We start from the raw sequence: 11,923 nt of genomic DNA, 5'->3' as shown, positions 1-11,923 counted from the left end.
AATTTGAGATAGTTACATGAATTTACCATAAATCACCATCTCATAAAGTGTGATGCAACAAAGCCATCCCAGTGTCAAGCACTGGGATGACACCCTTTTGGATGGAAACCAGTGTCAGGTACTCGGATGACACCATTTACAACCACTCTCCTACCCTTTCTAGCTGTTTATAGCTGTTAAATCTCAGGAATTTATCAAAATATGGAGAGGCAATAAAGGGTGTGGAATTACTTAAATAGTTAGATAAAAAACCAGGCAGATCATTTTTTAATTCTTGCATTTTGTATCTATAATTTTGTATAGAAATAACTTTTATTTTATCATAATCAAGTTTCCAATAAGCAAGTTCTGAGACTTCTCTTTTTGTTATATGTTCTACCGCTAAGGCTTGTAAAATTAATTGCGGAAAAAATCCCGACATTACTTCTTCATTGGAAGGTGGTGTACCAAGCTTATAGTCTATAATTGCCACTTGCCCACTTGGTAGATACTCAACTCTATCACATCTTGCTATCAGTGAAATTTCTTGTGGCTTATTTGTCATCCAAGCAGTTTCATACTGATCACAAGAACCAGTGTCACGCGCTGGAATATGAAATATCGGACAGGAAAAGTTCTTTTCCAACTCAACATAATTGCTTCGAGTTTCATCAAATTCGACAAAAGATTGAATTATCTTTTGTAGTCTTACCCACCACATATTTGAAAAATTAAACTGACTAGTCGAGAATGCTTCTCGTGCAATGCTCATTGGAGATTTTTTGTTGCGTAAATATCTTGCAAGAATGTTGTGTACCATAGTGCCAAATTCCAATATCGATGGCTTAAAATTCAAGTCTCTTAATTGTTTAAGGCCCAGTATATATTCAACGTAAAATGAATAAGGATTACGAATTAGCTTTTCTATTGCACTGCAAGACATCACCTGCATTTTTTCTTTTCTAACTTCGGTTTGAGGTTTTGGCATAGGCTGAGTACATGGAACAGTACATTCAGGCGTATTTAATATCCTTAGCCAATCACGATACGGCTGCTTCCCCTCCTTGAGTAGAATTTCCAAACGCTGCAATAGAATTGGTTTTCTATGGCTTAGCGATCTTGTAATATAAACCTTACTTGCACAAAACAAATTGTGTAAAGTATAAAAAAAATACCCCTGCTCTTCTTGCACGGAAGGAAGATTAAATTTTTCTCTCGTAAATGCATTCAAAAGCGGATTTTGAAAGCTTGGTGCTTCATTAAATCCAGCAAGTATTACAACTTTGTTGTGATATAAGCTGAATTTATTCAAGTCACTTGCTACAGAGAAAAACTCTTTCTCTAAAAATAAGGTCAGAATTTGGCTATATAACTCTAAGGAGCATTTAATTCCTACACCCTCACATGCATTTGAGAAATTACAGGTAAAATTACCTATTTCACTATTTAGCTCTGAAAAATTTATACCAGATAATATATTAATACACTGCAAATGAGTTGCTACCACATCAAAAATAGAGCAATTTATAGAACGAAGTAAAGGATTAAATATAACCTCTAACTTACTGATAATAAGTAATATATCTTCTTTGTATTTTAGCTTTTTATGGGCATTGATAGCATTTATAATATCGCTCAGGCCATTTGTACTAAAGTTGCGTAATATCTCTATTTCAAATTCAGATAAAATCCGAGTGTACTCTTCTTGAGTGTAACCAAAAGTCACTAGCCTATGTTTAAGGAGCGAAAGTAATGACACACTGCTCCAATTTGAGGTCAAAACTTCGATACTATAAAGCAGAAGCGTTATATAAGGGTAATTTTCCGGTATGGCACTGTGTTGCCTTGATAAACATGCTATACGAGCTGCAAGTAATTTATCAAAGACGACCAAAGAAATGTTTTCATAACCTTCATTTTCTATAATTAATGATGTCACTTGTGCTTCTTCCTCTCTGGAATCACAAGTGATGACTTCAATATTGCCAACATGTCCACTACTAACTTTGCTTAGATCGGCAGTTGTATCAAAGACGTAATCTAGATATTCCTCAGGACTTCCTGTTATCCCAGCCCTTTCTTCTGTCATCCCAGTGCTTGACACTGGGATCCAGTTTTCATTATACAGCCACCTGGTGCGCTCATTTAAAGTTAAGTTTTCTGGATCCCAGTGTCTGGGCACTGGAGAACACGCTTCTGGCAGAAAACTTACATCCTCTCTGCCTATACTTAAATAACCTAGCAGATCTTTCAGACAATATTGATAGTGTTTTTTATCAAGCAATTTCCAGTCTTTCTCTTTAATTTTCAAATTCAGGTTAGGCAAAATTATTTCTCCAAACGGCAGGTCATATATAGCCTTAATTAACGACTTATCCTTTCCAATTCCAACAAAGATTATATGTTGGTCTTTTTGTAAAGAGATTATCATATTGTTTATGTAATCACTCTTATGTTTTAATATATCTACTACTTCTAAATCTTTTAAAGTTTTACTCCAAGTCTCAGTGAGTAAGCTTATGAAATTCTCTATTTTTTTTGAATGTTCATCAAATTGATAACAATCCGTTGTTTGGGTAGATTGAATTTTATCAAGCAGTGATGGCAGGCTATAAGCTAAATCAATTGGAAAATTATCATTATTTTTTCTATTCCACTCCAATATGAATTGAATGAGTAGCAGTGTCCTTTTTGTTGGCTTGATAACTTTAACCCTATCAAGATTTAATATTAAATCTTCCTCATCAATATTCTCTAGCGAAACTATCTCTGGCAAAATTATGCATTTTTTAGCGTTATGATTCTTGAATGCACTCAGCAGCGCTATCACATCCCTCTTGCAAGGAAGTATGATTTTTACTTCAGGAATTTTTTCTCTTTCATATTCAGAAAATATGTGCTGAACCAGCACATCAAAAAGAGATTCATCCACATTAACGGTAAAAACTCTTCCCACTAACAGTAACAATTAATACAATATTTTATTGTATAGAAATTATTCAAAATATAAACGTGCTTGTATGCTATTATATATTAAAATTTTTTATAACATTACATGGCAAACATTAGAATAGAAGTTTTAAATAAATGCGAGCAAATTGGCCGCAGATGGTTAGTCAACGTTTACTCGATTTACATACGCAAAGGATTACCATCCAAATTATATGAAGAAATTTGCGGGCTATTTTATAATAAAGTCATACAAGACTGCCGTTATTATTCCTACAATGAAAACCTTGAAGAAGTTCCGTATGATTTCATAGAACCACAAGCAAAGTGGGGCTTGGAAATAAGCTTCTTACCTGGCATGACCGATAATGTAGGCAACACAGTGAAACAAATTGTTAGAGAATATTTAATAAACAAGGACTACATTGATGAAAATGTTTGTATAAAAGCAAGAAGTTCAAAATTGATTCTAAGTCAAGCAACTGAAGATGATATAAAACAAGAATTTAATCCTATCACTGAGTATTGCATTCTTGTTTATAAAGAAAACGGCAATTGCTATTGGAGGCATTACGGTAAATTAAAAGGTGTCATCCCAGTGCCCAGACACTGGGATCCAGAAAACTTCAAGCAATTGTATAATGAAAACTGGATTCCAGTGTCAAGCACTGGAATGACAGAGGGGGAAACAGGAATGACAGAAGGGAGAGCTGGAGATACCCACTCCGGTGTCATTCCAGCGCGTGACCAGGAAAAAAAAGAATGGATCCCAGTGTCAAGCACTGGGATGACAGAAGAGAGCACTGGGATGACATCAAGTAGTAATGGGGCTAAGTCTGTTGACCTCAATGTAAGTGACCAAGAGCTTGAAAAAATTAGTAGAGATGGAATCGATGGCAATGGCACTTTAGGTCTCTCCCTTGCAGCAATGAAGGATATAAAGGATTACTTCAATAAACTTGGCAGAAATCCATATGATATCGAACTTGAGTCTCTGGCACAGACTTGGTCTGAACATTGTAAACACAATATTTTTTGCTCCCCTATTGATGAAATAAAAGACGGTCTATATGCTCACTATATTAAGCGTGCAACGCGTGAGATAAATTCTGACATATGTGTGTCAGTTTTCTCTGACAACGCAGGAGGAATAATTTTTGATGACGATTACTTGATTGTAGATAAAGTTGAAACCCACAATAGCCCTTCAGCTCTTGATCCATTTGGTGGAGCAATGACTGGGGTACTTGGAGTAAATCGTGATATAGTTGGTTTCGGGAAAGGCGCGGAGCCTATAATGAATACCTATTACTTTTGCTTTGCCAAAGAAGCAAAAGGCAAATTTTATAGGGATAAAGAGCGCACTGATGAGATCTTACCGCCAAAATATATAATGAAAAAAGTGATCCATGGTGTTAATGTTGCTGGTAATTGCTCTGGTATTCCAACACAACTTGGATCGGTATATTTTGACGATAGATTTTGTGGCAAGCCGCTGGTTTTTGTTGGCAGTGTCGGAATTATTCCGCGCAACATAAATAACGCACCTTCTCACATTAAAGGACCAAAAAATGGCGATAAAATCGTAATTATTGGTGGAAGAGTTGGAAGGGACGGAATTCACGGCGCAACGTTTTCCTCAGAGGCTTTGTCGGGAAACAGCCCTTCAACGATTGTGCAAATTGGTGACCCTATAACACAAAAAAAACTATCCAATGCCGTCATAAAAGCAAGAGATCTTGGTCTTTATAATGCAATAACGGACAATGGAGCAGGTGGGCTGTCGTCGTCTATTGGTGAAATGGGAAAAGACGGATTTGAAGTTGATTTGAGCAAGGTTCTCCTTAAAAACGATGGTATGGCTCCGTGGGAAATATGGATATCAGAATCACAAGAGAGAATGACCTTAGCAGTGCCAGAAGAAAATCTCCCTATGTTTAAGCAAATCATGAAAAAACATGATGTGGAGGTTTGTGTGATTGGAGAGTTTAATGAGAGTGGTAAAGCCGTTGTTAAATGTCCTAAAGGGACAGTAATAATGGATATCGGAACTGAATTTCTGCATGATGGTAATCCTAAAATGCATTTACAGACAAAGCCGTGGTCTAAGGGGCTTCCAGCGCCACGCGCTGGAATGACAACAAGTTCGCCTTCTTTAGAAATTGAATTAAAAGAAATGTTAAGCAGACCAAACATTTGCAGTAAAGAGTTCATAGTGGTGCAATATGATCATGAGGTTCAAGGATCGTCAGTGTTAAAACCACTGCAAGGCAAGGGAAGAATGTGCAGCGAAGCTATTGTCTCAAGGCCTGTTCTTTCTTCAAATAAAGGTGTTGTAAAATCGCAAGGATTTGGCTCAAGTTATGGAGAAATTGACACCTACCACATGGCAGCATGTGCAATTGACACCGCGATACGCAACTATGTAGCCGCAGGAGGAAATATAAATCATCTAGCGTTGCTCGACAATTTTTGCTGGTGTGATGCTTATAATCCAGAAAGGTTGTGGCAACTAAAGAAAGCTGCAGAGGCTTGTTACGACTTCGCAACTGCATTTAAAACACCATTCATATCCGGAAAAGACAGTATGTTCAATGACTTCAAGGGATATGATGAAAATGGCGAGAAAGTGATAATCTCTGCACCACCTTCATTACTCATCTCAGCAATTGGAATTATAGAAAATATTGAAAATGCGGTATCGCTTGATGTAAAAATGCCAGGGGACTTGATATATGTGCTTGGAGAAACACTTGATGAACTTGGTAGATCTGAATATCAGTTATATAGTGGAATAGGTAATAACAACGTACCAAAAGTTGATGCAAAGAGCGCTAGGAAGTTGTATGAGCGTTACAACCAGGCAATAAAAGATGGCATAATTGCCTCTGCAATTGCACCAAACTTAGGCGGATTAGTTATTGCTCTGGCAAAATCGCTAATTGCAGGAGACCTTGGTGCTGAAATCGATCTTTCACTAGTGCCAATAGGAAAAATACAAAATACAGACATAATAAACAAGATAATAATGTTTTCTGAATCGCAAAGTAGAATTTTGGTTACTATTGCACCACAAAATCAGAAGAGGTTTGAAGAATTGTTTGAAGGTGCAGTTTATTCATGTATTGGCAAAGTAACAGAGAAAAAGGTGCTAAACATAAAGGATGTTTTAAAAGTAGATCTGAAAGATGTGGCATGCTAATATAAAATATTTTTCTTATTATGCTAAATAACTCTTTTACTATATGTAATGTTTATTTAGAATGAATGTATGTTATTAATTTTGGGTAGGTAATTATGTCTATTTTATCGATACTCCTGTTTATCAGTCTTTCTTTACTCAACACTTCAAATAAATTGATGATATGTGCTGCCTTATTTGTGGGAGCTGCTTTAGTTGTAAATTCAATGGTTGAATTTTATGGCAGAAGCAAAGCTACGTACAACTTAATAGTGTGTACAGCGCTATGTTGTGTTTTTAAATGGCAAAGTTTTAATTTGATGATATTGATTTCATATACTGCAATTTTAGTATCTCTTCTCTCAAGCATAATTATTTTTGAAAAATTGAAGTCCAAGTTGAATTTTCATATGACAAATTTCATTACTTTAATTATAGCATCAGTGGTTGATAGTGCCGTTGTATGTGTTGGATTACTATACAAATTTTCTGCAGGTAAATGCTTATCAATATACATTAGAGATTTAATTTTTAAGTTTTCTTATGTGTCAGTATTGAGCATCTGCTTGTTTGTAGGAATGTATTTATTTTGCTTGGCGAACAAGAAGTATTTTAAGATTTCCACATAACCTGTTTTCTGATATAGCTAAACTGACTTTGGGTCCTGGGGGTGTATTTGGTGGTCCTAATACGTAACAAAAGTTTAGAATTTATAGGTAGCCTAAACCCACAACTGTACAAACACTATGATTTGAGCCTATCAGGGGGGTGTCATTCCAGTGCCCAGACACTGGAATCCAGAAAAAAGAATGGTGTCATCCCAGTGCTTGACACATAGCTGTACGAACATTCATTTTTGAAGGTAAATTGCACAGCAAATGGTGTCATTCCAGTCTGGAATCCAGAAATTTTGCTTATAACTGAGCTGATGAGCTAAAGGTAGTTGTCTTACGCTAAAACAAACGTTTTTAATTAAGTTGCATAGAACCAGTGTCTGGGCACTGGCCCACTGGTGGGAATTGCTCCTAAACTACAACGTTCGTACAGCTATGTGCTTGACACTGGGATGACATCATAGGGGCACTGGCCTACTTAACCGTCATACCGTCGCGGTATCTCAGCCGCTAACAAGTAGCGGAATGACGATTTATCAAACGCTGCTTAATTTTCCGTAACAGTTGAAAAAATCAATAGAAAATCAATATATCACTATAAATTCACGTATTTTGAGGCTATAATGGTTAATACGCTATATGGTATAATATGGACGATTTTATCAGAGTTAAGGGCGCAAGGGAACATAATCTGCAAGGTGTAGACGTCAATATACCGAAAAATAAGCTAGTTGTTATAACTGGGCTAAGTGGTTCTGGCAAGTCTAGCCTTGCATTTGATACGATTTATGCAGAAGGCCAACGCCGGTACGTTGAAAGCCTGTCAGCTTACGCGCGTCAATTTCTCAACATTCAGGATAAACCAGATGTTGAGTCGATTACAGGTCTCTCTCCTGCAATATCTATCAACCAGAAATCGATCTCAAAAAATCCAAGGTCAACAGTTGGAACTGTTACCGAAATTTACGATTACTTGCGCTTAGTATATGCACGAATAGGAGTTCCTTATTCACCTGCAACTGGATTACCAATAACAAAACAAACGGTGTCTCAAATTGTAGATACTATAATTGCGTTACCTTTAGAAACTAAGATATATATACTTGCCCCTGTTGTGCGTGGTAGAAAGGGAGAACATCTTAAAGAGATATTGGAAATTAAAAGACAAGGTTACGTAAGGTTCAAAATAGATGGTGAAGTGTACAATGTAGATGACTTGCCTAAACTCGATAAGAACAAGAAACACGACATTTTTGTGGTTGCAGATAGAATATCAATATTGGGCGATATAGGAAATCGACTGCCAAGTAGTATAGAATCCGCACTAAAACTTGGTAATGGTCTAATGTATGTAGAAATAGTAAACCTACCTGACAACCATAATTCCGAGTATAAAAATGGTCAAATTCTGACTTTTTCAGAGAATTTTGCATGCCCCGAGTCTGGTTTCACTCTTGAGGAAATAGAACCAAGATTATTTTCTTTTAACAGCCCTTACGGTGCATGTGGTTCGTGTAATGGGCTTGGTAAAAAGCTGGCTATTGATGTGAAGCTGATAGTGCCAGATGAAACTCTTTCAATATCTGAAGGCGCTTTAAAGCCAGTGGGATCAATGTTCCGTCAAGTGCACACAGGTTATGGATTTTTAAAAAGTGCAATTCTATCACTGGCTGAAAATTGTAAATTTAGCCTTGATGTTCCGTGGAAGAACATAGATCAAGAAGTAAAAGATATGATACTCTTTGGCTTCGGTAAATTTCAAGGTTTGGTCAGTATCTTAGAAAACCAGATGGATTATGATGAAACGCTTGTTGAGCGATATTGCTCTGTTACTCACTGCAGAGAATGCACTGGCTATAGATTGAGAAAAGAAGCGCTTACAGTAAAAATTGATAGCAAACATATAGGTGAAATATCAGGGCTCAGCATCGATGAATCCCTTAAATGGTTTGAAAATTTGCCAGACAAGCTCACAGAACAACAGAAGCAAATCTCAAGTAAAATATTAAATGAAATAATCAAGAGGCTAGCATTTTTAAAGAATGTAGGGTTGAATTACCTAACGCTTGATCGAGAATCTAGCACTCTCTCTGGCGGTGAGAGTCAGAGGATCAGACTTGCTTCACAAATTGGCTCTGGTTTAACAGGAGTGCTGTACGTGCTTGATGAACCCTCGATAGGCCTTCATCAATGTGATAATGATCGGTTAATTGCCACACTAAAAAACTTAAGAGACATGGGTAACACTGTAATCGTTGTTGAGCATGATGAAGATACAATAATGGCTGCTGATTATGCGATTGATATTGGTCCTGGAGCTGGCGTAAATGGTGGAAAAGTTGTTGCAGAAGGAACACCAGACCAGGTGCAAAGAAATTCGGGGAGCATAACAGGGCAATATTTGAGTGGAGAGAAAAAAATTTTAATTCCAAGGAGAAGAAAGCAAGCAACTCAGTTCATAAAAGTAATAAATGCATGTGAAAATAACTTAAAAAATGTGAACGTTAAATTTCCTATAGGGAATCTTATTTGTGTTACTGGAATATCAGGAGGGGGAAAATCAAGTTTAGTCATAGAAACGTTATATAAATATTCAGCACATAAGATACATCATTCGTCTGCAAGGTATGGTCAGTGTGATAGAATAGAAGGCCTTGAATATATAGATAAAGTTATAGAAGTTGATCAGTCGCCAATTGGTAGAACTCCTGCGTCAAATCCAGCAACATATGTTGGTATGTTCACTCATATAAGAAATTGGTTTGCAGGTCTTTCGGAGTCAAAAGCAAGGGGATATAATATAGGCCGGTTTTCATTTAATACCAGAGGGGGAAGGTGTGAGGCTTGTAAAGGTGATGGGCACTTAAAGATAGAGATGCATTTTCTACCGGACGTTTATGTGAAGTGTGAGCAATGTAAAGGGCGAAGGTATAATCGGGAAACATTGGAAGTTACTTATAAAGAAAAATCAATCTCTGATGTCCTTGATATGACGATAGATCAAGCTTGTGATTTTTTTGAAAACCTTCCAATGGTAAAAGAAAAGTTGATTTCTTTGCAGGAAGTGGGGCTTGGCTATATAAAACTCGGACAGTCGTCAACAACGTTGTCTGGGGGTGAAGCACAACGAATAAAGCTGTCCAAGGAGCTATCAAAACGATTTACCGGAAGAACATTGTATATTCTTGATGAGCCAACAACTGGATTACACTTTGAAGATATAAATAACTTACTAAAAATACTCCATAGATTAGTCGATCTGGGAAACACTGTTATAGTTATCGAGCACAATTTGCACGTTATAAAAACTGCAGATTATATAATAGACATCGGACCAGAGGGCGGAATAAAAGGCGGAGAAGTGATTGCTACTGGAACTCCAGAAGAAGTGGTAAAAATTCCAGAAAGTGTTACAGGCAGGTATCTTAAAACGTATTTATTATAAACTATTTCTTAATTATATTAGGCTAGGTTGCATATTTATGATTTGGAGATAAGAATGTCAGTATATCGATACTTTAGAAGGTACGTTGAATATGGAGTTGTACCTGCTAAGAAAGCAGAAGATAACACACTAGTTCCAGAAAATAGTTTCTATAAATCTGTACGTTACGTTGATAATGTGCTAGGACCTGTGAAAGATGTAATTTGTGGAGTTGAGAGTAAAGACAATTATAACAAGTATTATCAAGATAATGATAAATGTGAATACGTGGGCCACAGAGCAGAGGGAGTGTATTCATTGTGTACACTGGGTGCTGTTTTAGCAGCCAACATAATATTGCAACCTTTATTTTTGATAGTGGCATGTTTGTCATACTTTCCAGTCAAGTTATTGTCAAAAATAACAGGGGACTATTGTTTTAAAACGGATACAAAATCATTCGTTAATTATTCAAACATATTTTTAGAAATGGGGCAAGATTGTGCTAATGCAGTAGCTAGAGTATTTAACAAGATTGTAAGTTATGCTTGCGCTGCTATCATTTGGGCTGCCGCGTCAATCATAACGCCACTTGTGTGGGCTTGTGACAAAGTGCAAAGTAAGTTGAGTGAAGTACAGAAGCCAGAAAAACATCAATTTTTATCTAAGGATAATTCAAAGACTACTTCAGTCAATGGTATACCACAAACTGAGTTATAAGTTCTGCTTTTCAGCAGCATGAACTATATTGAAATGGAATAAAAAGTGAAAGAGTGTAAGCTTAAGTTACTTTAGCTATACTATATAAATTATTTTATAATATATTTAATGAGTTGTGAACCTTCTCTTACTAAAAAAAGCTACAAATCTCATATTTCCAAGCGTATGCGTAAGTTGCGAATGTATCATTGATGAAAATCTTAATCTGTGTAGTGAATGCAACAAAAAAATCAATTTTCTAACTAAGCATTACTGCAATGTTTGTGGCGTAGTAATCTCAGACAATATTTATACGTGTGGTAAGTGCATCATCAATCCTCCACCGTTTAAAGTATTAAGATCAGTTTTTGCTTATGATCAACATAGTAGAAACATGATTATAAATTTCAAATTTTTTGATAATTTGAATTACGTAAAAATCTATGCAAAGTGGATACACCAAGCTAATCAGGATACATTTCAGAACGCAGAGATCATAATTCCTATACCGTTACATAAAATGCGCTTGTTTAAACGTAAATATAATCAAGCAGCACTGCTTGCAAAAGAATTGAGTAAGTTGTCCAATTTATCCTATACGCCATTTGCAATAAAACGCCTTCGCCATACTGCGCCTCAAGCTGGTCTTTCACTTAAACAGCGTGAAAAAAATTTAAAGAAGGCTTTTAAAACAAGCAACAAGAAAATTATCGAAAATAAAATCGTGATATTAGTTGATGATGTGGTAACAACCGGAGCAACTGTAAGATCTTGCTCTCAGGAAATTTTAAACTCCGGTGCAAAAGAAGTGAGAGTGCTATCACTTGCAAGAACGGTGAATGATTGGACCTCTTGCATAAAAAATTAGCAGTCAGTATCATCCAAGTAGCTTGACTACTTGGATCTATTTTTTTCTAGATTCCAGCGCCAGCGTCACGCACATAGCTGTACGAACATTGTTTGCCAAGGAGGGTGTCATCCCAGTGCTTGACACTGGGATGGCTTTGTTGCATCGCTCTTCGGATAGTAGGTAACGCACAATAAATTTATGAAGCTATCTCAAATTTAGCCATACCA

7 protein-coding genes are annotated in these 11,923 nt (G+C 36.5%); 5 read left to right on the top strand and 2 right to left on the bottom strand.

Going from position 1 to position 11,923, the window contains the following annotated elements; translation table 11 throughout:
• Positions 1-136 precede the first annotated feature (136 nt).
• Positions 137-2,935, bottom strand: coding sequence for a WPE palindromic element domain-containing protein (locus WOCAOBSORBRA_RS03735; RefSeq protein ID WP_174515956.1), 2,799 nt, complete (start codon positions 2,933-2,935; stop codon positions 137-139).
• A 99-nt stretch (positions 2,936-3,034) separates the two neighbouring features.
• On the opposite strand from WOCAOBSORBRA_RS03735, the gene WOCAOBSORBRA_RS03730 reads away from it, so the two are divergent.
• The 5 genes from WOCAOBSORBRA_RS03730 to WOCAOBSORBRA_RS03710 all read left to right on the top strand — a co-directional run bounded on the left by WOCAOBSORBRA_RS03730 (position 3,035) and on the right by WOCAOBSORBRA_RS03710 (position 11,714).
• Positions 3,035-6,130: an AIR synthase-related protein gene (locus WOCAOBSORBRA_RS03730; protein WP_155969433.1), complete on the top strand. Its 3,096-nt coding sequence runs from the start codon at positions 3,035-3,037 to the stop codon at positions 6,128-6,130.
• Between the two features lie 95 nt (positions 6,131-6,225).
• Complete coding sequence (locus WOCAOBSORBRA_RS03725; protein WP_174515955.1) at positions 6,226-6,738, top strand: hypothetical protein; 513 nt, start codon at positions 6,226-6,228, stop codon at positions 6,736-6,738.
• 634 nt (positions 6,739-7,372) lie between these two features.
• Positions 7,373-10,168, top strand: coding sequence for an excinuclease ABC subunit UvrA (gene uvrA, locus WOCAOBSORBRA_RS03720; protein ID WP_155969437.1), 2,796 nt, complete (start codon positions 7,373-7,375; stop codon positions 10,166-10,168).
• 54 nt (positions 10,169-10,222) lie between these two features.
• Entirely contained in the window at positions 10,223-10,867 is a 645-nt protein-coding gene (locus tag WOCAOBSORBRA_RS03715) for a hypothetical protein (RefSeq protein ID WP_174515954.1), read from the top strand.
• Positions 10,868-10,982: 115 nt separating this feature from the next.
• The gene (locus tag WOCAOBSORBRA_RS03710; protein WP_155969427.1) at positions 10,983-11,714 is read left to right on the top strand and encodes a ComF family protein; all 732 of its coding nucleotides are present in this window, start codon (positions 10,983-10,985) and stop codon (positions 11,712-11,714) included.
• Positions 11,715-11,750: 36 nt separating this feature from the next.
• Here the strand turns inward: WOCAOBSORBRA_RS03710 and WOCAOBSORBRA_RS06455 are convergent, their stop codons facing one another.
• Complete coding sequence (locus WOCAOBSORBRA_RS06455; protein ID WP_256437791.1) at positions 11,751-11,885, bottom strand: hypothetical protein; 135 nt, start codon at positions 11,883-11,885, stop codon at positions 11,751-11,753.
• Between the last annotated feature and the right edge of the window lie 38 nt (positions 11,886-11,923).

Origin of the sequence: Wolbachia endosymbiont of Cardiocondyla obscurior, from assembly GCF_902713635.1 — a bacterium.
Lineage (GTDB): Bacteria > Pseudomonadota > Alphaproteobacteria > Rickettsiales > Anaplasmataceae > Wolbachia > Wolbachia pipientis.
Note: the sequence above shows the minus strand (reverse complement) of the source record. Positions and strands in the feature narration are given on the sequence as shown.

Excerpts from the sequence above, each read along its gene's own strand:
- WOCAOBSORBRA_RS03730 (WP_155969433.1), top strand. The coding sequence starts at position 3,035 with ATGGCAAACATTAGAATAGAAGTTTTAAATAAATGCGAGCAAATTGGC.
- WOCAOBSORBRA_RS03715 (WP_174515954.1), top strand. The coding sequence starts at position 10,223 with ATGTCAGTATATCGATACTTTAGAAGGTACGTTGAATATGGAGTTGTA.
- WOCAOBSORBRA_RS03725 (WP_174515955.1), top strand. The coding sequence starts at position 6,226 with ATGTCTATTTTATCGATACTCCTGTTTATCAGTCTTTCTTTACTCAAC.
- uvrA (WP_155969437.1), top strand. The coding sequence starts at position 7,373 with ATGGACGATTTTATCAGAGTTAAGGGCGCAAGGGAACATAATCTGCAA.